The 24,707-nt window shown below is 72.4% G+C and carries 24 protein-coding genes; 3 read left to right on the top strand and 21 right to left on the bottom strand.

Annotation, left to right across the window (positions count from 1 at the left end; all coding sequences use genetic code 11):
- Positions 1–148 precede the first annotated feature (148 nt).
- Both ACFHWU_RS20090 and ACFHWU_RS20085 read left to right on the top strand, forming a co-directional pair.
- Positions 149–2,107, top strand: a complete 1,959-nt coding sequence (locus ACFHWU_RS20090; RefSeq protein WP_416591271.1) for an AMP-binding protein — start codon at positions 149–151, stop codon at positions 2,105–2,107.
- Between the two features lie 105 nt (positions 2,108–2,212).
- Positions 2,213–3,094, top strand: coding sequence for a metallophosphoesterase family protein (locus ACFHWU_RS20085; RefSeq protein WP_416591287.1), 882 nt, complete (start codon positions 2,213–2,215; stop codon positions 3,092–3,094).
- A 35-nt stretch (positions 3,095–3,129) separates the two neighbouring features.
- Here ACFHWU_RS20085 and meaB read toward each other — a convergent pair whose 3' ends face one another.
- The 9 genes from meaB to ACFHWU_RS20040 form a co-directional block, all read right to left on the bottom strand.
- Positions 3,130–4,164 carry a methylmalonyl Co-A mutase-associated GTPase MeaB gene (gene meaB, locus ACFHWU_RS20080; RefSeq protein ID WP_416556401.1) on the bottom strand — a complete coding sequence of 345 codons (1,035 nt, stop codon included), beginning with the start codon at positions 4,162–4,164 and terminating at the stop codon, positions 3,130–3,132.
- Positions 4,161–6,365, bottom strand: coding sequence for a methylmalonyl-CoA mutase (gene scpA / locus ACFHWU_RS20075; protein ID WP_416568829.1), 2,205 nt, complete (start codon positions 6,363–6,365; stop codon positions 4,161–4,163). The genes meaB and scpA overlap by 4 nt, the downstream gene beginning before the upstream one ends.
- Positions 6,362–8,254 (bottom strand): methylmalonyl-CoA mutase subunit beta, encoded by a 1,893-nt coding sequence (locus tag ACFHWU_RS20070; RefSeq protein WP_416591270.1) that lies wholly within the window; start codon positions 8,252–8,254, stop codon positions 6,362–6,364. Before ACFHWU_RS20070 ends, scpA begins: the two co-directional genes overlap by 4 nt.
- A gap of 97 nt (positions 8,255–8,351) precedes the next feature.
- Positions 8,352–9,257, bottom strand: a complete 906-nt coding sequence (locus ACFHWU_RS20065; protein WP_416591269.1) for an oxygenase MpaB family protein — start codon at positions 9,255–9,257, stop codon at positions 8,352–8,354.
- Positions 9,258–9,268: 11 nt separating this feature from the next.
- Positions 9,269–10,501, bottom strand: a complete 1,233-nt coding sequence (locus ACFHWU_RS20060) for an MAB_1171c family putative transporter (RefSeq protein ID WP_416556397.1) — start codon at positions 10,499–10,501, stop codon at positions 9,269–9,271.
- A 6-nt stretch (positions 10,502–10,507) separates the two neighbouring features.
- Positions 10,508–11,062 (bottom strand): hypothetical protein, encoded by a 555-nt coding sequence (locus ACFHWU_RS20055; protein ID WP_416556396.1) that lies wholly within the window; start codon positions 11,060–11,062, stop codon positions 10,508–10,510.
- A gap of 47 nt (positions 11,063–11,109) precedes the next feature.
- Complete coding sequence (locus tag ACFHWU_RS20050) at positions 11,110–11,577, bottom strand: helix-turn-helix domain-containing protein (protein WP_416556395.1); 468 nt, start codon at positions 11,575–11,577, stop codon at positions 11,110–11,112.
- Positions 11,578–12,254: 677 nt separating this feature from the next.
- A complete protein-coding gene (locus ACFHWU_RS20045; RefSeq protein ID WP_416556394.1) occupies positions 12,255–13,928 on the bottom strand; it encodes a SulP family inorganic anion transporter in 1,674 nt (557 codons plus the stop codon).
- The gene (locus ACFHWU_RS20040; RefSeq protein WP_416591268.1) at positions 13,925–14,278 is read right to left on the bottom strand and encodes an ArsR/SmtB family transcription factor; all 354 of its coding nucleotides are present in this window, start codon (positions 14,276–14,278) and stop codon (positions 13,925–13,927) included. Before ACFHWU_RS20040 ends, ACFHWU_RS20045 begins: the two co-directional genes overlap by 4 nt.
- 221 nt (positions 14,279–14,499) lie before the next feature.
- On the opposite strand from ACFHWU_RS20040, the gene ACFHWU_RS20035 reads away from it, so the two are divergent.
- Positions 14,500–15,054 (top strand): snapalysin family zinc-dependent metalloprotease, encoded by a 555-nt coding sequence (locus tag ACFHWU_RS20035; protein WP_416556392.1) that lies wholly within the window; start codon positions 14,500–14,502, stop codon positions 15,052–15,054.
- A 50-nt stretch (positions 15,055–15,104) separates the two neighbouring features.
- Here ACFHWU_RS20035 and ACFHWU_RS20030 read toward each other — a convergent pair whose 3' ends face one another.
- From ACFHWU_RS20030 to ACFHWU_RS19975, 12 genes are all read right to left on the bottom strand, one after another.
- A complete protein-coding gene (locus ACFHWU_RS20030; protein WP_416556391.1) occupies positions 15,105–15,293 on the bottom strand; it encodes a hypothetical protein in 189 nt (62 codons plus the stop codon).
- A gap of 692 nt (positions 15,294–15,985) precedes the next feature.
- Positions 15,986–17,635, bottom strand: coding sequence for a phosphoenolpyruvate--protein phosphotransferase (gene ptsP, locus ACFHWU_RS20025; RefSeq protein WP_416556390.1), 1,650 nt, complete (start codon positions 17,633–17,635; stop codon positions 15,986–15,988).
- Positions 17,628–17,939 carry an HPr family phosphocarrier protein gene (locus ACFHWU_RS20020; RefSeq protein ID WP_416556389.1) on the bottom strand — a complete coding sequence of 104 codons (312 nt, stop codon included), beginning with the start codon at positions 17,937–17,939 and terminating at the stop codon, positions 17,628–17,630. The genes ptsP and ACFHWU_RS20020 overlap by 8 nt, the downstream gene beginning before the upstream one ends.
- Before the next feature lie 50 nt (positions 17,940–17,989).
- Positions 17,990–19,030: a zinc-dependent dehydrogenase gene (locus tag ACFHWU_RS20015; RefSeq protein WP_416591267.1), complete on the bottom strand. Its 1,041-nt coding sequence runs from the start codon at positions 19,028–19,030 to the stop codon at positions 17,990–17,992.
- Positions 19,027–19,494: a PTS sugar transporter subunit IIA gene (locus tag ACFHWU_RS20010; RefSeq protein WP_416591266.1), complete on the bottom strand. Its 468-nt coding sequence runs from the start codon at positions 19,492–19,494 to the stop codon at positions 19,027–19,029. The genes ACFHWU_RS20015 and ACFHWU_RS20010 overlap by 4 nt, the downstream gene beginning before the upstream one ends.
- On the bottom strand, positions 19,487–19,795 hold the full coding sequence (locus ACFHWU_RS20005) for a PTS lactose transporter subunit IIB (protein WP_282230893.1): 309 nt from the start codon (positions 19,793–19,795) through the stop codon (positions 19,487–19,489). The genes ACFHWU_RS20010 and ACFHWU_RS20005 overlap by 8 nt, the downstream gene beginning before the upstream one ends.
- Positions 19,796–19,797: 2 nt before the next feature.
- On the bottom strand, positions 19,798–20,970 hold the full coding sequence (gene mtlA / locus ACFHWU_RS20000) for a mannitol-specific PTS transporter subunit IIC (RefSeq protein ID WP_416556386.1): 1,173 nt from the start codon (positions 20,968–20,970) through the stop codon (positions 19,798–19,800).
- Between the two features lie 67 nt (positions 20,971–21,037).
- Positions 21,038–21,982, bottom strand: a complete 945-nt coding sequence (gene pfkB, locus ACFHWU_RS19995; RefSeq protein WP_416556385.1) for a 1-phosphofructokinase — start codon at positions 21,980–21,982, stop codon at positions 21,038–21,040.
- Positions 21,979–22,740, bottom strand: a complete 762-nt coding sequence (locus ACFHWU_RS19990; protein WP_416556384.1) for a DeoR/GlpR family DNA-binding transcription regulator — start codon at positions 22,738–22,740, stop codon at positions 21,979–21,981. Before ACFHWU_RS19990 ends, pfkB begins: the two co-directional genes overlap by 4 nt.
- A gap of 271 nt (positions 22,741–23,011) precedes the next feature.
- Positions 23,012–23,155, bottom strand: coding sequence for a hypothetical protein (locus tag ACFHWU_RS19985; protein WP_416556383.1), 144 nt, complete (start codon positions 23,153–23,155; stop codon positions 23,012–23,014).
- Positions 23,156–23,354: 199 nt separating this feature from the next.
- Complete coding sequence (locus ACFHWU_RS19980) at positions 23,355–23,756, bottom strand: amidase family protein (protein WP_416591265.1); 402 nt, start codon at positions 23,754–23,756, stop codon at positions 23,355–23,357.
- On the bottom strand, positions 23,695–24,072 hold the full coding sequence (locus ACFHWU_RS19975; RefSeq protein ID WP_416591264.1) for a hypothetical protein: 378 nt from the start codon (positions 24,070–24,072) through the stop codon (positions 23,695–23,697). Before ACFHWU_RS19975 ends, ACFHWU_RS19980 begins: the two co-directional genes overlap by 62 nt.
- Positions 24,073–24,707: the final 635 nt, after the last annotated feature.

Raw genomic sequence — 24,707 nt, 5'->3', positions numbered from 1 at the left:
GTACCTGTTGTCGGAAATAGTCGTCACGCAAAGTTAGATGTTTCCACCTCTGCCTATTTGACATAGCCTCTCTGGGTGATGGTCCGATCGCGGTGAGTTTGTGGTCGTGTCGATCGGCGGCGCGCCGTCGCCAGGGGAGGACAGCGGAATGGCATCCGAACGTGTCCAGGCCGGCGACGGGACGGCGGCATCCACCCGGGTGGCCCCGACCGTGGCGACCTACCGCACGTCCTGTGTCGGCGCCCGGACGTCGATCGACGAAGCCCAGGCGGTCGTCTTCGGAGCGCTCGCCGCGCTGGAGACCGCGGCCCGGTTGGACCGGCCGGTGCCGATCCGGTCGACCACGGCGACGCTCGGCCTCGACCTGATCGACCCCCCTGAGCAGCTGCGCCATCTGGCTGGACCGGCGGTCCGCTCCTGGCTGTCCCGGCGGCTGCGCCCGGTGGATCTGCTGCCGGAGCGGCGGGACGCCCTGCTGGTGCGGGCGACCACCGGGGTGGCGGCTCCGCCCGGCCCACCCACGGCCCGCATCGACTGGCGGGTCACCGCGAACCACCTGACCATCCACGCCAGCTGCCCCGGCGGGGACCCGTGGCGGCGCTGCCTGCCGGCGGTCGCCGAGCTGTACGCGGAGGTGCTGCGCGAGCTGGTCGACGAACCCGGCCAGGCCAGCTGGCGTACCGCCGGCGTCAGCGGTACCTCGCGTGACCTGTTGCTCGACCGGTACGCCGGTCGTCGGGTGGACCGCGGGCCGTTCCGTCCGCTGCACCTGCTGGTCGAGCAGGCGGTGGACCGGCATCCCCAGCGGGTCGCGGTCAGTGGCGCGGGAGGCCGCCTCACCTACCGTGAACTGGACGACGCCGCCAACGGACTGGCTGCGACCCTGGCCGACGTCGGCGTCCGGCCCGGCGACCCGGTGCCGGTACTGCTCGCCGCCGGCCCGGCGCTGCCGGTGGCCAGTCTCGCGCTGCTCAAGATCGGGGCCGTCCATGTCACCATCGATCCACGCTGGTCACCGGCCAGGCTGCGGCCTGTGCTGGCATCGGTACCCGGTGCGCCTGTGCTCGCCGCCGCGCCGTCCGGGGACCCAGCGCTGTCCGGCGCCCGCGTGATCGACGTACGGCCGGGTCAGGTCCCCTCATCCCGCCGGCGCCCGGAACCGGCGGCGACGCCCGACGACCTGGCGCACGCGCTGGTCACCGCCGACGCGGACGGGGTACCGCGCTGCACCGTCAGTCGGCATGTCGCCCTGACGGACCGGGTGCACTTCATGACCCGCTTCTTCGCCGCCACCGGCGGTGAGGTCGTGCTGCCGGGCGGCCCCGGGCCCGCTCCGTCGGTCGGCAACCTCATCTGGCCGTTGACCACCGGCGGGCGGCTGGTGCTGGCGTCCCCCGGCTCCGGCCGGCCGGATCTGTCCACCATGGTCGCCGTCATCGCGGCCGAGCAGGTGACGATGATCGACACGGAGCCGGACACGTTCGACACGATGGTGGCGGCGATCGAGCGGGACGCCGCGGTCGCCGGGCGTCTCGCCAGTCTGCGCCATGTCGTGGTGCCGGGTCCGGGGCTGCGGCCGGCCAGTGCCCGCCGACTGCGACGCCTGCTGCCGCAGGTCGAGGTCAGCACCGGGTACGGCCCGGTCGGGACGGTCGCCGTCGCCTACCACCGGGTGGGTGAGACCGACGGCGACGCCATCCCGGTCGGCCAGCCGGTCGACAACTGCCACCTGCTCGTCGCCGACGACCGGCTGCGGCTGCTACCGCCCGGTGCCACCGGCGCCATCCTGATCGGCGGGGCGGGTGTCGGCGCCGGCCGGCACGGCACGCCGTGGCGCGCCGCCGCTGGGTACGTTGCCAACCCGTTTCCGGAGATCCCGGGTGACCTGCTATACCGCAGCGGGGACCTGGGCCGCTTCGACGAGGACGGCCGGCTGCATCTGGTCGGCCGCGGTGACCGCCGGACCGACGGCGACGAGACACCCGAACGGTCCGGGGCGGCCCGGGCCGGCGAGCCGGCGCCTGACGTCCGGCTGCGCGGCGAGAACCGGGTGGTGGCGGCCAGCGCGGGTGTCGCCGGTCGTGGTGGCGGCCCCGGGCCGGGGTGACCCCCGCCGACATCGATCGGCAGGCGGGCTACCGCTCGGCGGCCGCGTACCGGATGATCGACACCGGTGGACCGGACACGGAACGCGGACGGGAGGGCGGCCACGGTGACGGTACGGCAGACCGGCGGCGACGGGGAGGCCACGGGGACGGCCCCGACGCTGTGGGCGATCAGCGATCTGCACATCGCGTACCCGGAGAACCGCCAGATCGTCGCCGACCTGGCGGCGCCGGCGCCGCAGGACTGGCTGATCGTCGCCGGCGACGTCGCCGAGACGATCGCCGACGTGCGGTGGGCGCTGGCCACGCTGCGCGAGCGGTTCGCCGAGGTGATCTGGTCGCCGGGCAACCACGAACTGTGGACCACCGCGCACGACCCGGTACAGCTGCGCGGCGTGGAGCGCTACGCGCACCTGGTGGACCTCTGCCGGTCGCTCGACGTGCGGACCCCGGAGGACCCGTACCTGATCTGGTCCGGTGCCGGCGGACCGGCGGCGGTGGCACCGTTGTTCACCCTGTACGACTACAGCTTCCTGCCGCCGGGCACCAGCACCAAGGCGGAAGGGCTCGCGTACGCACACCGCACCGGCATCGTCTGCACCGACGAGGCGATGCTGCATCCGGACCCGTTCCCGACCCGGGAGCAGTGGTGCTGGCGACGGCTGGCGGAGACCGAAGAGCGTCTCGCCGAGTTGGGACCGCAACTGCCCACCGTCCTGATCAACCACTACCCGCTGGTCCGGACACCGATGGACGTGCTGCGCTACCCGGAGTTCGCCATGTGGTGCGGCACCGACCGGACCGCCGACTGGCACCTGCGGTACCGGGCGGCGGTGATGGTCTACGGCCACCTGCACATCCCGCGCACCACCGTCTACGACGGCGTGCGCTTCGAGGAGGTGTCGGTCGGCTACCCCCGGGAGTGGCGTCGCCGCCTGGCGGTGCCCGGCCAGCTGCGCCGGATCCTGCCCGGCCCGCAGCCGGGCTGATCAGCGTCCGGTCGCCCGGGCTGGTCAGCTGCCGGTCAGCCTTGGCCGCTCGACCGGTCGGTGCCGCCGTCGGCCGGGCCGGTGAACGCCGCCAGCAACTGCGCCGCAGCCTGCGCGGGGGTGATTTCCCCGGCGAGCACCCGTTTCTCGGTCTGCGGGGTCAGCGCGACCACCGCCGGATGCCCGCGCAACTGGTCCAGCAACCCGTCGCGCACCATCGCCCAGACCCAGCGCAGCTGCTGCTGCCGGCGGTGCCGGTCCAGCTCACCGCTGGCCCGCCGCCGGTCCTGGTGGGCGGTCACCTGCTGCCACACCTCGGCCAGCCCGGTCCCGTCCCGGCCGCTGGCGGTGAGCACCGGGACGGCCCAGTCGTCGTGCCCGCCGCGTAGCATCCGTAACGCCCCGGCCAGCTCACGTGCGGCGGAACGGGCCTCCGCCGCGTGCGCGCCGTCGGCCTTGTTGACCACCACGACGTCGGCGAGCTCCAGCACACCCTTCTTGATGCCCTGCAACTGGTCACCGGTGCGGGCCAGGGTAAGCAGCAGGAACGTGTCGACCATCTCGGCAACGGTGGTCTCGGACTGTCCCACCCCGACGGTCTCCACCAGCACCACGTCGTAGCCAGCGGCCTCCACCACCACCATCGCTTCCCGGGTGGCGCGGGCCACCCCGCCGAGCGTGCCGGCGGTCGGCGAGGGGCGGACGAACGCGGCCGGGTCGGCGGCCAGCCGAGCCATCCGGGTCTTGTCACCGAGGATGCTGCCGCCGCTGCGGGCCGACGACGGGTCGACGGCCAGCACCGCGACCCGGTGCCCGTCGCCGGTCAGCCGGGACCCGAGCGCGTCGATGAAGGTGGACTTGCCGACCCCGGGGACGCCGGTCACCCCGACCCGCCGGGCCAGCCCGGCGTACGGTGTCAGCGCGACCAGCAAGTGCTGGGCGTGCGTCCGGTGGTCGGGCCGGGTCGACTCGACCAGGGTGATCGCCCGGGCCAGCCATGCGGGTGCCGCCGCCCGTACCCCGGCGACATAGTCGGCCACCGGGGGCAGCCCGCGCCGTACGCCGGTCATCCGGCCTCGGCGGTGTCGTGCCCCAGCCGATGGGACAGCTCGGCGAGCAGGTCCACCGCGGCGTCGGCCAGCACCGTGCCGGGTGGGAAAATCGCCGCCGCACCGGCGGCGCGCAGCGCGTCGAAGTCCTGCGGCGGCACCACCCCGCCGACGATCACCATGATGTCGTCCCGGTCGAGGGCAGCCAGTTCATCGCGCAGCGCCGGCACCAGGGTCAGGTGACCGGCGGCGAGGGAGTTGACGCCGACCAGGTGCACGTCGGCCTCGACGGCCTGCCGGGCGACCTCGGCCGGGGTCTGGAACAGCGGACCCACGTCGACGTCGAAGCCCAGGTCGGCGAAGGCGGTGGCGACCACCTTCTGCCCCCGGTCGTGCCCGTCCTGGCCCATCTTCGCGACCAGGATCCGGGGCCGGCGTCCCTCGGCGACGGCGAACGCGTCGGTTGCGGCCCGGGCACGGTCGATCCCGGCCACCGCGCCCGCCTCCTGTCGGTACACCCCGCTGATGGTACGGATCTGCGCGGCGTGCCGGCCGTACACCTGCTCCAGCGCGGTGGAGATCTCCCCGACGGTGGCACCGGCCCGCGCGGCGTCGACCGCCAACGCGAGCAGGTTGCCGGACAGCCCGTCACCGCCGGCGTCGGGTCCGGCGTCGGCGGCGCGGGTCAGCGCCGCCAGCGCCGCGTCGCACGCCGGCCCGTCCCGCTCGGCGCGCAGCCGCCGCAGCTTGTCCAGCTGCGCGGCCCGTACCGCGGTGTTGTCGACCTTGAGCACCTCGATCGGCTCGTCGGCGTCCGGCCGGAACCGGTTGACGCCGATCACCGGCTGGCGACCGGAGTCGATTCGGGCCTGGGCGCGGGCGGCGGCCTCCTCGATCCGCAGCTTGGGCAGCCCTTCGTCGATTGCCCGTGCCATGCCACCGGCGGCCTCCACCTCCTGGATGTGCTGCCACGCCCGGTGCGCCAGGTCGTGGGTGAGCCGCTCCAGGTAGTAGCTGCCGCCCCACGGGTCGATCACCCGGTTGGTCCCGGACTCCTGGGCCAGCAGCAACTGGGTGTTGCGGGCGATCCTCGCGGAGAAATCGGTGGGCAGGGCCAGTGCCTCGTCCAACGCGTTGGTGTGCAGCGACTGGGTGTGCCCCTGGGTGGCCGCCATCGCCTCGACGCAGGTGCGGACCACGTTGGTGAACACGTCCTGCGCGGTCAGCGACCAGCCGGAGGTCTGGCAGTGGGTGCGCAGACTCAACGACTTCGGGTTGGTGGCGCCGGAGTCGCGGACCAGCCGGGCCCACAGCAGCCGGGCGGCCCGCAACTTGGCGACCTCCATGAAGAAGTTCATCCCGATCGCCCAGAAGAACGACAGCCGGGGCGCGAAGGTGTCCACTGCCAGCCCGGCGGTCTGCCCGGCCCGCAGGTACTCGACGCCGTCGGCGAGGGTGTACGCCAGCTCCAGATCGGCGGTCGCCCCGGCCTCCTGGATGTGGTAGCCGGAGATGGAGATCGAGTTGAACCGGGGCATCCGTGCCGAGGTGTAGGCGAAGATGTCGGAGATGATCCGCATCGACGGCCCCGGCGGGTAGATGTAGGTGTTGCGGACCATGAACTCCTTGAGGATGTCGTTCTGGATGGTCCCGGTGAGTTTCTCCGGCGGTACGCCCTGCTCCTCGGCGGCGACGATGTACAACGCCAGGACCGGCAGCACCGCACCGTTCATGGTCATCGACACGCTCATCCGGTCCAGCGGGATGCCGTCGAACAGCTGCCGCATGTCGTAGATGGAGTCCACCGCGACCCCGGCCATCCCCACGTCCCCGGCGACCCGGGGGTGGTCGGAGTCGTACCCCCGGTGGGTGGCCAGGTCGAAGGCGATGGACAGGCCCTTTTGCCCGGCGGCCAGGTTGCGCCGGTAGAAGGCGTTGGACTCCTCGGCGGTGGAGAACCCGGCGTACTGGCGAATCGTCCACGGCTGGGTGGTGTACATCGTCGGGTACGGTCCGCGCAGGTACGGCGGGACGCCGGGCACCGTGTCGAGGAAGGTCAGGTCGGCGGTGTCCGCCGCGGTGTACAGCGGCGCGACCTCGATCCCCTCCGGCGTGTGCCAGGTCGGACCGGGCGGCTGCGCACCCGACGCCGCGGCCGGCCCGCCGTCGCCGCACCGACCGTCCTGCGGCAGCAGTGTGGCCTGCGAGAAGTCCGGGATCATCGGGGGACCTCCAGGTCGTCGAACGTGGCGTCGAGGACGGCCATCGCGTCGCAGCCGGTGTATAGGTAGCCGTCGACGTGGTCGTGGCCGGCTGGCCGGCCGGCCAGCCAGACCCGCCGGGCCCCGGCGGCGGTCAGCGCGGCGGCCAGCGGCGCTGCGGCCGCCGGGTAGCTGGCGTCGGTGCCGCAGATGCAGGCCACGGTGGACGGATCGGCGGCGAAGGCGGCGGCGATCGCCGCCGGGTCGTCGGCCGGGTCGCCACCCCGGGTGGTGGCGATCCCACCGGCGGCGAAGAGGTTGCCGGCGAACCCGGCGCGGGCGCTGTGCGCCGCGAGTGGCCCCAGGGTGGCCAGGAAGACGCTCGGCCGGGCGCCGGTGGCCGCCAGGTACGCGTCGGCCCGGTCCCGCCGAGCCTCGAACCCCCCGGCGTGGAACCGTCGCGGCAGGCCTCCGCCGGGCGTTACGGGCGCCGGGGTACGGGCGGGCAGCCGCTCGTCCAGATTGGGGAACTCGCTGACCCCGGTCACCGGGTCCCGTCGGTGCGCCAGATTGCCGGCCCGACGTTGCCAGGTCGCGTCGATCCGGTCGGCGATCAGCCCGGCGGACAGCGCGGCGGCGGCACCGCCGACCCGCTCGATCTCGGTGAACCAGTCCCAGGCGGTCGCCGCCAGATCCGAAGTGATCTGTTCGACGTACCAGGACCCGCCGGCCGGGTCCAGTACCCGACCGAGGTGAGTCTCGGCGAGCAGCACCGACTGGGTGTTGCGGGCGATCCGCCGGGCGAAGCCGTCCGGCAGCCCCAGCCGGGCGTCGAACGGCGCGACGGTGACCGCGTCCGCCCCGCCGACCCCGGCCGCGAAGCAGGCCACTGTGGTGCGCAGCATGTTCACCCACGGGTCCCGGGCGGTCATCATCGCTGCGGAGGTGACCGCGTGCTGCCGCTGCCGACCCGCCTCGGGTACGCCGCAGAGCTGCCCGACGCGGGCCCAGGCCTGCCGGGCGGCGCGCAGCTTGGCGATGGTGGCGAACTGGTCGGTGGTGGCGGCGAAGCGGAACTCCAGCTGCCCGAAGGCGGCCGGCAGGTCGAGCCCGGCGTCGGTGAGGGCCCGGAGATAGGCCAGCCCGGTGGCCAGGGCACAGCCGATCTCTTGGGCGTCGCTACCGCCCGCGTCGTGGTACGCGGTGGCGTCCACAGTGACCGCGCGCAGGCCCGGTGACCGGGCGGCGTACCCGGCGAGGACGCCGAGCTGCGCGAGGTCACCGGCCTGGCCGGTGCGGGCCTGCCAGCCGAGCGGGTCGGCGCCCAGACAGCCGGCCAGAGCGCCGCGTTCGACGCCCCGGTCGTCGGCGAGCGTGAGCAGCGCCTTGGCCGCGGCGACGCTGACCGCGCCGGCGTCAAGCACCACTGGGGCCAGCTCGAGGTGGACCCCGTCGAGCACCTCCGGCAGGTCGGACGGGTGCAGGCCACCGGCGGTCAGGTCGATCCAGACCGAGGTGCAACCGTTGGCGAGGTCGGTCAGCACCGCCTCGCGGACCGCCTTCGGATCCGGGTCGGCGTACCGCTGCCGGACGTCCCAGCCGGCCACCGTCTCGGCCGGGTCGGTGCCGCCCGCGCCGCCGCCGTCGCGTCGGGCCTGGGCCCCGCGCACGTACGGTGCCGTCCCGGGCACCCCGACGTCCGGTGGGGCCGCCGGCCGGGTGTGCAGCGGGGCGACCCGGATGCCGTCGTAGGTGGTGGTGGCCAGCAGTTCGTCCACGGATCCGGCCGGGGTGTCCGGGCCTGCGGCGCCCGACTTGCGCAGGACGCCGAGCGCGAGCCGTCGCCAGTCGTCCGGCGTGGCCGGTGGGAATCCAGCGGCCGGGTCGAGGCTCTCGGATGGCACCGTCATGCACGGGATGTTAAGGGTGCGTCGCACTGATGGTCGGACTCGTACCCGGACTGTGACCACATCCACCGAACGTGATCGACTCAGTGTGCCTGCTCGACTACGACGATTCCTGGGTGTGGCGGCCGGGTTGCGTCGTGACCGGGCCGAGCCGGGTGATGTCGTACCCGTCCGGATACGTGGGTGTGCGGATACCGTCGGCGAACAGCGGGGTCCGCCGCGGTCGGCCGGCCCAGCGCAGCAGCGCGGCGCGTAGCAGCAGCCCGGCGTGCAGACCCGCGCGTACCGCCGGGTTCGGCGTGGCCACCCCGGTCGCGGCCCGCAGTCGGTCGTCGTAGATGGCGGCGACCAACGCGTCACCGAACGGCGCGAGTGACCGTGGGATTTTCCCGCGCAGCAGCGCCCGGGTGGCCCGCTCGATTGACGCGGCGTCGTCGTTGTAGCGCAGGTGCGTCCGGTCGTGGTCGTCGAACCAGGTGTCGAACTCGCGGAAGGAGCCCGGGATGTCCCGGATGCCCATCCGTCGACCCAGTTCGCGATAGTAGTGGTAGGTGGCGTTCCGTTCATGGCAGCAGGGCCGCCGCCAGCCGTACCGCTCCAGCCAGCGGATCGGGACGACCACCAGACAACCGAGGACGTAGCGATAGTCGTCGTCGGCGATGTCGTAGTGGCGGTGGATCTGATTGGTCCGCCGGATCGCGTCGCGACCGCGCGGGGCGTCGAGACCGTGCAGGATCATCTCGTACATCAGCAGTCCGGTGTCGTCGATCCGCTTGCGGGTGTGGTGCAGCAGCTCCCCGGTGCGCACGTGCAGGGCGGCGACCCGGGGCAGCGAGAATGACCGGTTGAACGCCAGGTTCAGGCCGAGTTTGCTGTCCCACGGAAACTCGTATCGCACCATCGTCTGATAGATCTCGAGGTAGTCGAGTTGCGGATCGAGGGTGCGGATCCGCCGCAGGTTGGCGTATCGGTTACGTCGGAGGTTGGCGTAGCGGTGCGGCTGCACGAAGGCCCCGTTCAGGATCGGTGTGGCGGTGGTGGCGCGGACCGTGGCTCGGGCGACGACGCGACGGCGGCCAGCACCTGGTCGACCAGCGGGGAGCGGCTGAACCATTCGGTCACCCGACTCAACCAGGCGACTTCGCCAGGATAGCCGTTCGGCGGATCGTGCGGCTCGGAGAAGTCCGGCTCCCGCACCGGCCTGCCGGTTGCGGCCCGCCGCGCTCCGGCGGCGATCATCGCCGCCTCGACCAGCGCCGCACGGTCGGGGCCGGTCAGGCCGGCGGCTGCGGCCAGCCGGTCGGCCGTCGGCGCGATCCGGCGGTCGATGTACGGGCGCAGCGCCAGTCGGCTGTCCCGAATCTCGGTGATCCGACGGTGCAGCGCGTAGTCGATGTCGCGTAGGGCCACCCGCCGGTGGTGGGCCCGGTCGTCGAGGACCAGGTGCGGTTGCGCCGCGCTGACCGCCCGCCACAGTGGTGCCAACCGGTGCCACGACCGGTGCCGCCGCAACCAGGCCTGCCCGGTGTCCATGGTGGGACCCCAGGTCGGCAGGGTGAGACCGATCAGCATGCTGAGCGCACCGACGGTCACCAGGACCGCCGCGATCTGCGGCTCGCCGGCCGGTTCCCGGCCGACCAGGTAGGCGACCAGGTAGCCGGCCTTGGTGGCGCAGTACAGCAGCGCGGCGGCCGCGCCGAACGCGGTGATCCGCAATCCACGACGGAGCCACCGACGTGGCGTGACCAGGGAGAAGCGCCAGCAGAGCCGGGCCAGGTCGGCGGCATAGCAGACAGAGACGATCAGGTAGACGACCAGGTAGCCGGCGACCGCCGGATGAGTGGCGTCCTCGACCACCAACCGGACCGGTGCGGCACCGGCCAACGTGGTCGCCCAGAGTACGGTGAGCAGCCCGAACGCGGTCATCGAGGCGATCACCCGACGCCGGACCCGGTGGGCCGCGACCGCTGGCGGCAGGGCCAGGAACAGCAGCAGGATCTCGGAGTTGGCCGCGACCCCCATCACTCCGGCGTGCGCCAGCAGCTTGGCGAGGTTAGGCAGCCCGGTGATCCGGTCCACCGCCTCGGCGACCGGGCGGACGGCGACGGTCACTCCGGCGGCGAACGAACAGAAGGCGTACACCATCGCTCGCAGCACCCGGTTGTCGCGGTCCCGCCGCAGGTCACCCAGTTTGTAGCCGAAGGCGAGCCAGCCGGCGGCGGCGCAGACCGCGTACAGCGGGATGTCCATCGGCGCTCACCGGGGCGGTGGTTCGAGCCCGTGCCGCAGCCGGGCCTCCAGCGCGGCGTCGGTGACCGGCCCGGCATCGTCGCGGGCGGGTGCCGATCCGAGGTCGGTCTCGCGGGCGGCGGCCTCCAGCAGGATGGTCGCCATCATCTCGGCTTCCTGCTCCTCGCCCCGGCCGTACACCCCGGTGCGGGCGAGTACCCGGTGCACCAGAGTGGGGCGCAGCGCCGGCATCAGCAGCTGGCTGGCCTGTTGGTCGTCGAGGGCAAGGGCGCGGTGGCCGAGCAGGATGTGGCCGATCTCGTGGGCGATGATGTGGTCCCGGTGCACCCGGCTGGTGCGTTCCTCGTAGGCGACGACGTGACCGGCGTCGGTGAAGAAGGTCAGCCCGAACGGCGCACCGGCGGGCATCGGCACGCCGACCAGGGTGATCCGCTGGCCGAGCACCACACCGACCCGCTGGCACAGTTGTGGCGCGTTGAACGGCCGGGGCATCCGCAGGCCCTGTTCCCCGAGCTGACGTAGCCGGTCGCGGCAGGTCCGGCGCAGCGGGGATGACTTCATGTCCGTGCTTCCCTCAGCTTGGTCCGTCCGTCGCCACTGCATGACGATCACAGGTTCTGCTGTCCGTCGGCGCCGTGTCCGCCCTCGGCGTGACGGTTCTCCAGCGCCTGGACCACCCGGTCGAGGATGTCGCCGACCGCGTCGAGTTGTGCCTCGGGCAGCGCGCTCAGCCGGGTCGCCACCGCGCGTACCTTGAGGTTGCGCATTGCCTGCAGCGAATGCAGGTCCCGCTCGATCTCGCTGGAACGGCGCCGGTCGAAGAAGTACGCCGGGTCCACGTCGAAGAAGTCAGCGAGCGCCTCCAGATGCTCCTTGGTCGGGTTGGTCCGCCGCCCGGTGCGCAGCTGCCAGATGTACACGTCGGAGATGGAGCCGCCCCGGTCCCGGATGGCGTCGGCCACCTCCCGTGAGGTGTACGGGGCGCGGCGGGCTGGCCGGACCGTCTCGAAGAGCAGGTTGAGCTTGTCGGCCAGGCTTGATCCCGATCCGGCAGGGGGGGTGGTGCCGCCCGTCACGGCTACCTCCGTCGGATGTGCAGCTGAGATCTGGGGAACTACAGCTAAGATCTGATTGGGAACTGCAGCTAAGATTAGCCACGTTGGCGCTGTGGTTAATTTCGGTTGACGACCATACGCCGAGTCAGTATACGATCACGACCTGAGGCTGACCAACCCGTTGGAGTGGCCGACCTGGAGTGGCCGACCTCGATGCCGCCGGTGGGGTGAGGGGCGCGGAACGGGGGCGCCCCTCACCCCACCGGCCAGCGGCCACCCGGACGGCTGTCACATCGCCCGGGCCACCGCGATCCGGGTGCTGTCCCGCTGGCCGGCTTCGTAGCACAGATACCACCGGCTGCGGTCGGTGCCGAGTTGGAGGAGGCGGCCCGGGCCGACGGGCTCGGCCGGTTCGCCACCTTCTGGCGGATCGCGTTGCCGTAGGCCCGCCCGGCGTTGGGCGCGGTGGCGATCTTTACCTTCCTGCACCGCTGGAACCTCTACCTGGAGCCGGTCGTCTTCCTGTCCGCCCCGGAGAAGTTCACCCTGCCGCAGGCGTTGACCCAGTTCGTCCACGTGTAGAGCGGTCCGATGTAGATCGTGCCGTTGTCCGCGGCGTCGCTGACCGCGTTCCCGGTGCTGATTGTCCTCGTCATCGCCCAGCGGCAGTTTCATATCGAGGGCCTGGCGCACTGCCCTCAAGGGGTGACGCCGTCGTCCCGGGTCCTGTCCGACTGGCCGAGGACGGCTCGGGCTGCGGCGATCGCCTCCGGTGTGTCGGGAAAGACCCGGCCGAGTCCGTCCAGCCGGGGCAGCAGTCCGAACGCGGTGAGCGCCTTGTGATGTCCGGGTCGCAACCCGGAGAGGTAGACGACGATGCCGCGCCGCTCCAATCGCTCCACCACGTCGCACAGCACCAACGCGCCGGAGGCATCGATGGTGGACACCCGCGACATCCGCAGGATCACTACCCGTACGTCGGCGACCTCGGAAAGCTCCAGCAGGAACCGGTGCGCGGCGGCGAAGAACAACGGCCCGTCCAGCCGGTACGCCACGATGTGCTCGGCCAGCAGCGCCTGCTCCTCGGCGTGGTGGTCGCCGGTGTCCAGCGGCACCCGGTCCAGCCGTACCGCCTGGGCGATCCTGCGCAGCGCCAGCCCGCCAGCCAGGACCAGACCCACCAGCACCGCGGTAACCAGGTCCAGCAGTACGGTGGTCGCTGCAGTGAGTGCCATTACCAGCCCGTCGGAACGCGAGGCTCGGGCCAGCGCGGCCAGCGCGCTCACCTCGACCATCCGAATGGCGGTGGCGATCAGCACCCCGGCCAGCGCGGCCAGTGGAATGTGGCTGACCAGCGGAGCCGCCACGACCATGAGTAGCGCGAGGATCAGCGCGTGTGACAGCGCGGCCAGTCGGGAACCGGCACCTGCTCGGACGTTGACCGCCGTTCGGGCGATCGCCGCGGTGGCCGGCACCCCGCCGAACAGCGGCGTCACCAGGTTGGCCACGCCCTGGCCGAACAGCTCCCGGTCGGGATCGTGTCGCTGACCGACCGACATGCCGTCCGCCACCGTGGCCGAGAGCAGGCTCTCCAAGGCGGCCAAGGCGGCGACCGCGATCGCCGAGGTCGCCAGCGCCGGCACCGCCGCCAGGTCCAGGAAGGCCAGCGACGGTGCCGGCAGGCTGGCCGGCAGTACGCCGATGGTCGGCACCGGCAACCCGGACAACGCCGTCGTCACGGTCGCTGCGGCGACAGCCAGCAGCGAGAACGGCACGGTTGGCCGCCACCGTGCTCCGGCCAGCATCGCAGCGGCGACGGCGGTGGCGATCAGCAGCGACGGCCACTGCGGCTGTCGGACGAACGCCGCCACCGCCTGCCCGGTCAGCGCAAGCACCCGCTCGCCCTGGACGTGCACGCCGAGCGCCGTCGGGATCTGCTGCAGCAGGATCACCCCGGCGATGCCGGCGGTGAAGCCCTCGATCACCGGGGCCGGCATGTACCGGGCGACCTGACCTGCCCGCACCAGCGCCAGCAGGATCAGGATCAGCCCGGCCAGCAGCCCGACGGTGAGTACCCCGCCGGGCCCGAACTGGGCCACGATCGGCACCAGTACCACCGTCATCGCGCCGGTGGGTCCGGAGACCTGCAGGTTCGATCCGCCGAAGACCGCAGCGAGGGCACCGGCGACGACGGCGGTGACCAGCCCGGCGGCGGCGCCCAACCCGGAGGCGACACCGAAGCCGAGGGCGAGCGGCAGGGCCACGACCGCCACGGTGAGCCCGGCCAGCAGATCCCGGCCCGGTTGCCGGCGGACGGCCCGCCAGTCTGCGGTCTGCGGCAGCAGCCGGCGCGCCCCGGCCCCGGTGCTCATCCGCGCCCCGACGGGGCGTGGGCCGACGCGTCCCGCAGTTCGGCCAGCAACTCGGTCTGGTCGACCAGCATCTCGGTGAGGATTCGCCGGGCCGCCCGCATCAGGTCCGCGACGTCCGGCCCGGCCAGGGCGTAGGTGACGGCGGAGCCGTCCCGGCTGGAGACCACGATCCCGGCCCGGCGCAGCACCGCGAGCTGTTGGGACAGGTTCGACGCCTCGACGTCGATCTCGGCGAGCAGTTCGCGGACCTGGCGGGGGCGCTCGCCGAGCAGTTCGAGCACCCGGATCCGCACCGGGTGGCCGAGCATCCGGAAAAACTCGGCCTTCTTCTGGTAGAGCGGCACTGGCATGTGTGCAATTGAAGACTTCTTCAAGTCATCATCTGCTGGCGGGGGCCCGTGCTGTGCGAGTCGTCACGTTGGGTCCGGCCTGCTGGGTGCGCCGCGAGGCTCGGCCAGCGGGACGCGCTATGAGCGAAATGGGATAGGTGTACATCGATTAAGTTGCCCTACGGTGAGCGATACCAGTCGATACCGACCGGTATCGCGGCCCGTTCCCAAGGAGCCATGCCATGCCGAGACAACGCACCGTCCGGGCGATCCTCGCGACGGTCACCGTCATCCTGTCGCTGATCGGTGTCCAGGTCGTGGCCACCGCGCCGGCCTCGGCCGCAGTGACCACGATCTACTACGACGCGAGCCGCGCCGGCCAGTTCGCGACCAACTTCGCCCAGGCCGCGCAGATCTGGAACAGCAGCGTGGACAACGTCCGGCTGCAGCCGGGCAGCCCGGCGTCGGTCGTGATCTACGTCGACAGCGGCTGGCCCCGGGCGTACGTCACCCGGCTGGGCGCCGGCCGGATCTACATGGGTACCCAGGCAGTGGATCAGGGCTACGACCGGACCCGGATCGCCACCCACGAGTGGGGACACATCCTCGGGCTGCCGGACCGGCGTACCGGGCTCTGCTCCGACCTGATGTCCGGCAGCAGCGCGCCGGTGTCCTGCCGCAATGCCTACCCGAGTGCAGCCGAGGCGGCCCGGGTCGACCAACTGTTCGTCCGCGCCGCCGCGACGGCCACCGACGCCGCCACCACCGGCAGGTCCTACGTGTGGGCCGGCAACTGAACCGACTGCGGTCCCGCCACCGGCCCCGCCGGTGGCGGGACCGTCGCCGATCAGGCGCCGAGCGGTAACCGGCCCAGCACGACCGGTGTGACATCCGGGGTACGCACGTCGTAGCGGTAGCTGGTCACCTCACCGGTGCCGGTGTCCAGGACGCTGAACACCGAGTAGTCGTTGCTCTGCACGAACGGCAACGGCGGACCGGCCGGGACCGACCCGACAGCGGGTGGAACGCGCCGCACGAGTTGCCCACGTTGGAAGTCTCCAGGTATAATGGGTGCCGGCGACGTCACGGGCCAGCACGTTGTCCGCCGCGGGTAGTCGTACCGGACCAGGGTGTTGCCGTCGACCGTCGGTCTGCTCGGTGCGCACCGGGTCGGCGAACAGCGGGTTGACGTTGTCGCCCAGCCCGTGCGGGCCCTCGTGCAGCATCACCACCGTGTACCTCACGTCCGGAACTGCCGGCTGGCCAGGGAGAAGATCTCCTTGTACGTCTCGGTGTTGAACGAGTTCCCCAGAATCCAGCGTTGCTTGATCCTACGGTGTTGCGGGGTTCACCTGCCGGGCGACCTTGGGGTACGCCGCCTGGGCCACCTCACGCAGCACCGGCGCGTTGAACGACTCGTTCAGCGTCGGCAGTCCACCGCGGCCCTGCAGCGCCGGGAAGGTGCCGATGGCTGCTGCGATGGCTGTGACTGCTGCGACCTGGGACTGTTCTCGACCCTGTCGACCGTCGGCGCGCTGACGGTGACCGCCGCCCGGGGACCCGTGCCGGACCGGGCGAGGCCGCCATCCGTGGCTACCGGCGCTGGCTGTCGCCGCCCGGCTGCGCCGCTGCCGTCCGCACGTGCCGCACGGCACCGGATCTACGGTGCCGTGCGGCACCCGCTGACGAACTGGCCGGCGCCTAGCCATCCCGTCGCCGGCGGCCGGGTCAACCGGCGGCCGGGCCGGCCGAGGCAGCCGCGCGGGCGGCCGTTGCGTCCGGCGCGGCCAGCGCGGCACGGGCCAGCCGCTGACAGTCGGCCAGGGTATGCGCGGCGAGTGCGGCCCGCACCGCCGGCACCGACCGGGCCGACATCGACAGGCTGGACACCCCGAGCCCGGTCAACACCACGGCCAGGGCCGGGTCGGCGGCCGCCTCACCGCAGACCCCGACCGGTTTGCCGGCGGCCGCGCCGGCCTGCGCGCAGATGGCGATCAGCTCCAGCAGCACCGGCTGCCACGGGTCGAGCAGATCGGCCAGGTCGCCGCAGAGGCGGTCGGCGGCGAACGCGTACTGGCTCAGGTCGTTGGTCCCGATGCTGAGGAAATCGACGTGCCGCAGCAGCGCCTCGGCCCGCAGCGCGGCCGCCGGCACCTCCACCATCACGCCCACCGTGGGTAGCCCGACCGCGCGGGCCAGCTCGGCGAACTGGGCCGCCTCCGCCGGCGTGGTCACCATCGGTGCCATCACCCACACCTCGGTGCCGGTGGCCCCAGCGGCCTGTGCGATCGCGTCGAGCTGGGTGCGCAGCACCTCGGGGCGGCGCCGGGCGGTCCGCAGTCCGCGTACGCCGAGCGCCGGGTTCGGCTCTTCGCCGGTGTGCAGGAACGGCAACGGTTTGTCCGCGCCGGCGTCCAGGGTCCGCAGCACCACCTTGCGGTCACCGGCGGCGGTAAACACCTTCGCGTACGCGGTGACCTGCTCGTCGTGACCGGGCGGCTCGGCGCGGTCCAGGTAGAGCAGTTCGGTGCGGAACAGGCCGACGCCTTCCACATCGTCGACGAGGTCGGCGGCGGAGCCGACGTTGGCCAGCAGGGTCACCGGATGTCCGTCGGCGGTGCGTCCCGGGCCGCTGGTCGCCGTCAGTTCCGCCCGGCGGTGCTGTTCCCGCCGGCAGGTCTCGGCGACAGTGTCGTCGTCGACTCCGGCGGTGACGTCGCCGGTTGTGCCGTCCACAGTGACCAGGGTGCCGTCCGGTACGTCGAGAATGCCCGGGCATCGCACGACCGCCGGCAACCCGAGCGCCCGGGCCACGATGGTGGTGTGGCTGGTCGGCCCGCCGGCTGCGGTGACCAGGGCGAGCACCCGGGCCGGGTCGAGCCCGGCGGTGTCGGCCGGGGCCAGGTCCCGGGCGCTGAGGATGAACGGCACGCCCGGGTCGGGCACGCCGGGCATCGGTTCGCCCAGGCAGACCGCGACCGCACGGTCGCGCAGGTCGTCCAGGTCGGCGACCCGTTCGGCGAGGTACCCGCCGGCGGCCGCGAACGCCGCCCGGTGCTCGGCGAGCGCGGCGTCGATGGCGTGCGGCGCGTCGGCACCGGCGGCCACGCGGGCTCGTGCCGCCTCGTGCAGCACCGGGTCCTCGGCCATCATCACCTGCGCCCGCAGGATCTCCGCCGCCGTCGGGTCGGTCGCGGTGCCCGCCCGCCGGCCCAGTTCGGTGGCGACCGCCACCAGGGCAGCGACCGCCCGGTCCGCCTCGGCGGCCGGGTCGTCGACCGGCACCGGCGCGGGCAGCCGGGGTGCCTCGGCCACCCGGTGCACCGGGCCGGCGGCCAGCCCGGTGCTGACGCCGAGCCCGGTGTGCAGCTCAGCCACGACCGGCCGCCGTGGCACCGGCGCCGTCACCGCCGGGCTCGGCGTCGAGGTCGCGGGCGAGCAACGCGACCAGCTCGTCGAGCGCGGCGTCGGCGCCGTCACCGTCGGCCTCCAGGGTCACCTCGGTGCCCTGCTTCGCGCCGAGGGAAAGCACCGAGAGCATGCTGCGGGCCGGCACCGCCGGGCGACCGGCGGTGCTGATCATCACCGGCACCGGTGCGGTTGCGGCGGCGGCGACGAACAACGCGGCGGGCCGGGCGTGCAGGCCGCTGGCGGAGCCGACGGTGACGGTACGGGTAGGCATGTCTGCCTCCTTTGTCCCTGGTGGGGGTCAGGGCTCGATGGATTCCTGGGTCAGGGTTCGATGGTGACTTTGATGGCTTCGCCTCGGGCGACCACGTCGAAGGCGTCGAGGGCCTGATCCAGCGGCAGCCGGTGGGTGATCAGGTCGGCGACCGGGACCGCGCCACTGGCGATCAGAGTGAGCGCCTCGGCGTTGTGTGACGGGCTGGAGCCGTTGGCGCCGACGATGGTCAGCTCCCGGTAGTGCACCAGGTTGGAGTCGCAGGCGATGACCGGTTTGTCCTTGGGTAGACCGCCGAAGAAGCTGATCCGGCCCTGCCGGGCGGTCATCTGCAGCGCCTGTTCCTGAGCGACGCCGGCAGCGGTCGCGGTGATCACCACGTCGGCGCCGCGTCCGTCGGTCAACTTCTTGATCTCGTCGATCACGTCGGTTTCGGCGCCGCAGACGGTGGCGTCGGGATGCACCAGCGCGGCGGCCAGGTCGAGCCGCTCACGGTTGACGTCAACCAGGAAGACCCGGGCGGCACCGCGCGAGCGGGCCAGCCGGACGTGCAGGCAGCCGATCGGGCCGGAGCCCATGATGACGACGTCGTCGCCCGGGCCGACCCGGGCCAGGTTCTGCCCGTTGAGTACGCAGGCGAGCGGCTCGGCCACCGACGCCTCGGCGTAGCTGACCCCGTCCGGGATGCGGTTGAGCCCGTTGACGGCGAGCACCTTGGCTGGGACCACCATGTGCTCGGCGAACCCACCGTCGTAGTGGTAGCCCATTGACTCCTGGTTGGGGCAGACCGTCATCCGGCCGCGCCGGCATTCGCCGCAGGTGCCGCACGGGATGGCTGCGATCACCTGGACCCGGTCGTCGGCCTGCCATCCGGCGACCTCGGCGCCGACCTCGACGACCTCGCCGGCGATCTCGTGGCCCATCACCCGGGGCGGCGCGATGTGGTGGTGACCGTAGTTGCGGATCTTGACATCGGTGCCGCAGGTCGAACAGGCCCGGACGCGGATCAACACGTCGCCGGGGCCGGGCTGCGGCGGCGGTGCCTCCTCGATCCGGACGTCGCCGGGGGAGTGGAACCGGACGACCTTCATGTGGAGCTCTCCTCTCCTACCGGCGCGAGCAGCCGGAGCACGTCGTCGATCTCGGTGGCCTCACGCAGCTCGCGGGCCTGTTCCGGGTCGAGCAGGATCTGGGCGAGGGCGGCGAGCAGCTCCACGTGGCCGTCGCCGCGCGCCGCGATCGCCACGCAGACGCTGACCGGGGATCCGGCCCAGTCCACCCCGTCTGGGAAGCGCAGCACGGCGAGCGCGTCGCGGCGTACCGCCTCCTTGCCGGACAGGGTGCCGTGCGGGATCGCCACACCTTCCCCGACGTAGGTGGAGATGGACTGCTCGCGCTGCAGCATCGCGGCGACGTACTCCTCGGTGACCGCACCGAGCTCGACCAGCACCTCGCCGCAGCGGCGCACGGCGGCGACCCGATCGCCGGCCTGTTCGGTCAACCGGACGGCCCGGCGCTCGAGCAGAGCGCCGGGGTCCGTTTGTGGTTCAGCCATCGAGTTGGCCGCCCTGCTGCACCACGGCCACCAGCCGGGCGACGGCCGGGTCGCCGAGGAAGATCTGCACCGGGACGACCACCTTGCCGGGCGCGCTGACGCGGGCCCGGTCGGCGAGCCCCTGGTGGCAGACGACGACGTCGGCGTCGGCCGGGATGGAGTTGACCGGGGTGTGCTCGACGGTCACCTGCTGCTTCTTGAGCTGCTTGCGCAGCTGGCTGGCGAGCATGACGCTGCTGCCCATGCCGGCGTCGCAGGCGACGACGACCTTGCGGATGCTCTGGGCGTCGATGGTGGCCATCGTCATGCCTCCGTGGCGGTCGGCCGGTGGGTACCGGCGGTCGGGGTGGCGTGGTACGCGTGCGCGGCGGCGGGTGCGTCCGTGGTGGCGGCCTGCGGACCGGTGTTCTCCTCGACCGGTTCCTTGCCCTCGCCACGGCCGAAGCCGAGCAGCACCGAGGCGACCGCGAAGGAGACCGCCGCCGAGATGATCACGCCGAGCAGGACCGGGAACCAGCCGCCTCGCGGGGTGACCGCCAGGTAGGCGAAGATGCTGCCCGGAGACGGGGTGGCAACCAGACCGGCACCGGTGACCATGAAGGTCCAGACACCGGCCGCGCCGCCGGCGATCATGGCGAGGATCAGCCGCGGCTTCATCAGCACGTACGGGAAGTAGATCTCGTGGATGCCGCCGAGGAAGTGGATGATGATCGCCGCTGGGGTGCTGGCGCGCAGCAGCCGGGGCCCGAACAGCAGGAAGGCGACCAGCAGGCCGAGGCCCGGCCCGGGGTTCGACTCAATCATGAACAGGATGGACTTGCCGTCTTCGGCGGCTTCGGCGACGCCCAGCGGACCGAACACGCCGTGGTTGATCGCGTTGTTGAGAAACAGCACCTTGGCCGGCTCGACCAGGATGGACACGAACGGCAGCAGGCTGTGACCGACCATCCAGTCCACCGCGGAGCCGGCGGCGTCGGTGACGGCCTGCACCACTGGGCCGATCACCCAGATACCGACCAGTGCCATGCCACCGCCGATGATGCCGGCGGAGAAGTTGTTGATCAACATCTCGAAGCCGGCCGGGATCTTGTCCTCGACTAGGCCGTCGAAGAGCTTCAGCAGGTACGCGGTCAGCGGGCCGATGATCATCGCACCGAGGAACATCGGTACGTCGGCGCCGACGATGATGCCGACCGTGGCGACCGCGCCGACCACCGCGCCGCGCTGACCGTGCACGAGCCGGCCGCCGGTGTAGCCGATCAGGATCGGCAGCAGCATCGTGATCATCGGCCCGACCAGTTCGGCCATGGTCGCGTTGGGGATCCATCCGGTGGGGATGAACAGCGCGGTGATCAGACCCCAGGCGATGAACGCGCCGATGTTGGGCATCACCATGCCGGCGAGATATCCGCCGAGTCTCTGGATTGTGGCCTTTACCCCGGTGCCCTGCACCTGGGGTGTGTAGTCGGTGGCCATGCTCTACTGCTCCTTCTATGTGCGGGGGTAGGGAGTAGGCGATCGGTCTGGGTATCGAGGTGACGGGTCATCCTTGGATGGCGAGTTGTTGCAGGTCATCCGGTCGGGGGTGCAGTCGTACGGTGTGCCGGCGCAGATCGGCCGGCCCCGGCATCCGGCTGCCCGGCAGGCTGACCGCCGCCGCCCCCCAGGCCAGCCCTTCGGCGAGGGCGTCCGGCCCGCTGGCACCGGCGGCGAGGAAACCGGCGAGCAGCGCGTCACCGGCGCCGACCGTGCTGCGCGGCTGGTCGACCGGGGAGTCGCCGGTGCGCATTCCGTCGGCGTCGACCAGCACGGCACCCTGCGCCCCGAGGCTGGCCAGCACGGTGCCGGCACCCCAGGCGCGGACCTGTTGGGCGGCGTCGACCACGTCGCCGAGGCCGTCCAGCGGCCGCCCGACGGCCTCGGCCAGCTCCTCCCGGTTGGGTTTGACCAAATCGGCTCCGGCCTCAGCGGCGGCCCGCAGCGGTGGGCCGCTGGTGTCGACGGCGAGCCGGAGCCCGGCGTCGAGCAACTGCCGGCACAGCGCGGTGAACCCGTCCACCGGCAGCCCCGGTGGCAGACTGCCGCAGACCACCACCCAGTCGGCCTGGTGCGCGGTGTCCAGCAGCCGGGTGGTGATCGCGTCGAACTCGTCCCGGCTCAGGGTGGGCCCGGGCTCGTTCACCTTGGTGACGGTGCCGTCCGGCTCGGCGAGGGTGATGTTGGACCGGGTCCGCCCGGCGATCGGCACGGCGACCACCTCGACCCCCTCGGCAGCCAGCAGCCGGACGAGTTGACCGCCCTCGTCGCCGCCGCAGGGCAGCACGGCGACCGACGGTACGCCGTTGGCGAGCAGCGCCCGGGAAACGTTGACGCCTTTGCCGCCGGGGTCCAGGCGGGCACCGGTGGCCCGGATGACCTCGCCGCGGACCAGGTCGTCGATCTCGACGGCGCGGTCCAGACTGGGGTTGAGGGTGAGGGTGAGGATCATGCCCGTACCACCCGTGGTCCGGCCGCCTCCACCTCGGCGACGAGGTCCGCGTTGAGGCTGTTGTCGGTGATCAGTGTGTCGATGTCGGCGAGCCGGCCGAACCGGGCCAGGTAGTCGTTGCCGATCTTGGTGTGGTCGGCCAGTACGACGGATCGGCGGGCGGCGCCGATCATGGCCCGCTTGACTGCCGCCTCGGCCGGGTCAGGTGTGGTCAGGCCACGCTCGACGGAACAGCCGTTGGTGCCGATGAAGGCCACGTCGACGTACACGTCGGCGAGCGGACGAAGCGCCCAGTCGTCGACGGTGGCCATCGTGCGACCGCGTACCCGGCCGCCCAGCAGCAGGACGTTGAGGTTGCTGCGGGCACCGAGGACGGTGGCCAGCGTCGGCGAGTTGATCACGACGGTGAGTTCCCGGTCGGCCGGCAGGATCGCGGCCAGCCGGGCGGTGGTGGTGCCGGCGTCCAGGATGATCGCGCCCTCGTGAGGCAGCTCGGCCAGCGCGGCCTTGGCGATCCGTTCCTTTTCGGTGGTCAGCACCGCGTCCCGGGTGGCGAGCGCGGGCTCGAAGCCGATCCGTTCGACCGGGATCGCACCGCCATGCACCCGACGCAGCACGCCGGCCCGCTCGAGGGTGGTGAGATCGCGCCGGATCGTCTCGGCGGTCACGTTGAGCGACTCGGCGAGCGCGGTCACGTCGACCCGCCCGTCGGCCCGGGCCAGTCGGACGATCTCCTGCTGCCGTTCCTCGGCGTACATGTGGTTTCACCGCCGTTTCGTTTTGCTTCAGGTTTGTTTACGCCCGACCTTGTGGGATGTCAAGAGGGGCGTCGAACGAATTTGGATCTTGGCCGCTCGGCTGACCTGCGGAACCGGCGGTGCCGCTCCTTGGCCGGTAGGCCGGCCGCAACCGGGAACTCGCTCATCCACCGGCCGTCCGCCGGTCGCCCACCCGAAAATGGCTGTCTGCCTGGCCGCGCCGGCCGTAGCGAATGGGGTAGGTCCGACCGGCGGCGCCGGTCGGCCGGGGTTAGGCCGGGTGGCCGTGACCCGTGCCCGCCGGGGCGGGGCCGGGCCTGACCAGGTCGGGTCGGGCCGCCTCCAACACCGCCGCCATGGCGAGGACGGTGCGGTCGCCGCCCGGCCGCGCGCCGAGCTGCATCCCGATCGGCATCCCGGCGTCGTCGCGCCCCCAGGGCAGACTGATTGCCGGCCGCCGGTCACGTTGAACATCCCCACGAAGGGCGAGATCGCGAGGATCTCCTGAAACGCTCGCCGGTTGGCCGGTCGGTGTGCAGCTGCCCCAGCGGTGGTGCCGCCCGCGCGGTGGTCGGGCTGAGCAGCCGGTCGATGCGTCGAGAGCGGCAGCCAGCTCACCGGCGAGCCGGCGCAGTGAGCAGCCCGACCCGCAGGGCCCGGCCGGGCCCGTCGAACCGGCCCACCGGAATCCGTCCACCGGGTACGGCTCGCCAGCGGCCGACCCGCTGCTGACGGCCAGCAACAACGCGGAGCCGGCGACGGTGCGGGTGATGGCGTGCTCGTGGCTGAGCCCCGACCAGTCGTTCACCCGGTACGGCCCGGCCGGGTTGCGGGCCTCGGGTCGGCTTGAAGCCGATGACGCCGCACCAGGCCGACGGGATCCGGATGAACCCGCCGCTGTCGCTGGCGTGCGCCGCCGGCACCATCCCCGCGGCCACCGCGTCGAGCCCGGCGTCACGCTCCTCGATGCGGCGTACCGCCGCCTCGATCAGCTTCGCCGCCAGCGACTGCGCCACCGCGCGGGCAGGGCGCCGTACCGGGTGCGGAACAGCGCTCCAAGAACGCCCGGTGCAGCTGCCGCGGGGACACCGCCAGCCGGCCGGCCAACCACGGCACCGACAACGCCGGTTCGGTCAGCGAGTGATCGAGCAGCCGTTCCGCCGCGGTGCGCAGCGCGGCCACCGGGTCGGCGTCGACGGCGACGCCGGCACCGTGCAGCGTGGCGGTGAGGGCGGTGTCGACCATGGCGGCGACCGCTGGCCGCTGTCCGGCCCTGGCGGCTGCGGCCGCGGTCATCAGGTGCGGCGACTGCCGGCACAACGCCCGGCCCACCGGGTCCAACGTCGCGGAGCACCGGCCCCTCGATGCCGGGGAAGCGGGCCGTGACGAGTGCGCGGGGCAGTGCCACGAACAGCGCGTGGGCCGGTGCCGGTTGATCGACGTCGAACGCCTCCCAGCTGGGGACGACGACCAGCCGGTGCGGGCCGATCGGGTCGGTGCCGCCCCGATGCGTGATGCTGCCGGTGGCCCACTGGCCGAGCAGCAGGAACACCCCCGCCCGCGGCGTCGGGTCCGGTGGTGTCGTGCGGTCGGCGGGAGGAGGGCAGGGCGGCGACTGCGGCGGAGATGAGCCGCGAGGGTCCCAGTGGCACTTCGGTGATGCGAGCGCGGAACCGGCTCGGTTCGCGGATCGTGACGGTCTGCTGCACCAGGGTGTGTCGCAGCGCGGAGTTGAACTCGCGCAGCCCGGCCGGTCCGTCGAAACCCCGGCGTCGCAGCGGCACGCGTCCCTCCCTCTGCCGGCCCGGTCGGTGCTGCTGACCTGCGGATCAGCGTACCGGTCCGGGTCCCGTCCTCACTCGAGCCGACGGCCATGACTCAACCAATGTTCCGATTTACGGCGAAAGACACGCTTAGTCGTATTCATTCTGTTACAAAGCTTTTGTCACTTGAGCAGCTACTACTGG

This window comes from Micromonospora sp. LOL_015, assembly GCF_048060275.1.
Classification (GTDB): Bacteria; Actinomycetota; Actinomycetes; order Mycobacteriales; family Micromonosporaceae; genus Micromonospora_E.
The sequence above is the reverse complement of the archived record's forward strand: the minus strand, read 5'-3'. Positions and strand labels throughout refer to the sequence as shown.

Excerpts from the sequence above, each read along its gene's own strand:
- pfkB (WP_416556385.1), bottom strand. The coding sequence starts at position 21,982 with ATGATCCTCACCCTCACCCTCAACCCCAGTCTGGACCGCGCCGTCGAG.
- mtlA (WP_416556386.1), bottom strand. The coding sequence starts at position 20,970 with ATGGCCACCGACTACACACCCCAGGTGCAGGGCACCGGGGTAAAGGCC.
- ACFHWU_RS20045 (WP_416556394.1), bottom strand. The coding sequence starts at position 13,928 with ATGAGCACCGGGGCCGGGGCGCGCCGGCTGCTGCCGCAGACCGCAGAC.
- ACFHWU_RS20020 (WP_416556389.1), bottom strand. The coding sequence starts at position 17,939 with ATGCCTACCCGTACCGTCACCGTCGGCTCCGCCAGCGGCCTGCACGCC.
- meaB (WP_416556401.1), bottom strand. The coding sequence starts at position 4,164 with ATGACCGGCGTACGGCGCGGGCTGCCCCCGGTGGCCGACTATGTCGCC.
- ACFHWU_RS20010 (WP_416591266.1), bottom strand. The coding sequence starts at position 19,494 with ATGGCTGAACCACAAACGGACCCCGGCGCTCTGCTCGAGCGCCGGGCC.
- ACFHWU_RS20070 (WP_416591270.1), bottom strand. The coding sequence starts at position 8,254 with ATGACGGTGCCATCCGAGAGCCTCGACCCGGCCGCTGGATTCCCACCG.
- ACFHWU_RS19985 (WP_416556383.1), bottom strand. The coding sequence starts at position 23,155 with ATGCCGATCGGGATGCAGCTCGGCGCGCGGCCGGGCGGCGACCGCACC.
- ACFHWU_RS20090 (WP_416591271.1), top strand. The coding sequence starts at position 149 with ATGGCATCCGAACGTGTCCAGGCCGGCGACGGGACGGCGGCATCCACC.
- ACFHWU_RS20005 (WP_282230893.1), bottom strand. The coding sequence starts at position 19,795 with ATGGCCACCATCGACGCCCAGAGCATCCGCAAGGTCGTCGTCGCCTGC.
- ACFHWU_RS19990 (WP_416556384.1), bottom strand. The coding sequence starts at position 22,740 with ATGTACGCCGAGGAACGGCAGCAGGAGATCGTCCGACTGGCCCGGGCC.
- scpA (WP_416568829.1), bottom strand. The coding sequence starts at position 6,365 with ATGATCCCGGACTTCTCGCAGGCCACACTGCTGCCGCAGGACGGTCGG.
- ACFHWU_RS20015 (WP_416591267.1), bottom strand. The coding sequence starts at position 19,030 with ATGAAGGTCGTCCGGTTCCACTCCCCCGGCGACGTCCGGATCGAGGAG.
- ACFHWU_RS20060 (WP_416556397.1), bottom strand. The coding sequence starts at position 10,501 with ATGGACATCCCGCTGTACGCGGTCTGCGCCGCCGCCGGCTGGCTCGCC.
- ACFHWU_RS20055 (WP_416556396.1), bottom strand. The coding sequence starts at position 11,062 with ATGAAGTCATCCCCGCTGCGCCGGACCTGCCGCGACCGGCTACGTCAG.
- ACFHWU_RS20040 (WP_416591268.1), bottom strand. The coding sequence starts at position 14,278 with ATGCCAGTGCCGCTCTACCAGAAGAAGGCCGAGTTTTTCCGGATGCTC.
- ACFHWU_RS20035 (WP_416556392.1), top strand. The coding sequence starts at position 14,500 with ATGCCGAGACAACGCACCGTCCGGGCGATCCTCGCGACGGTCACCGTC.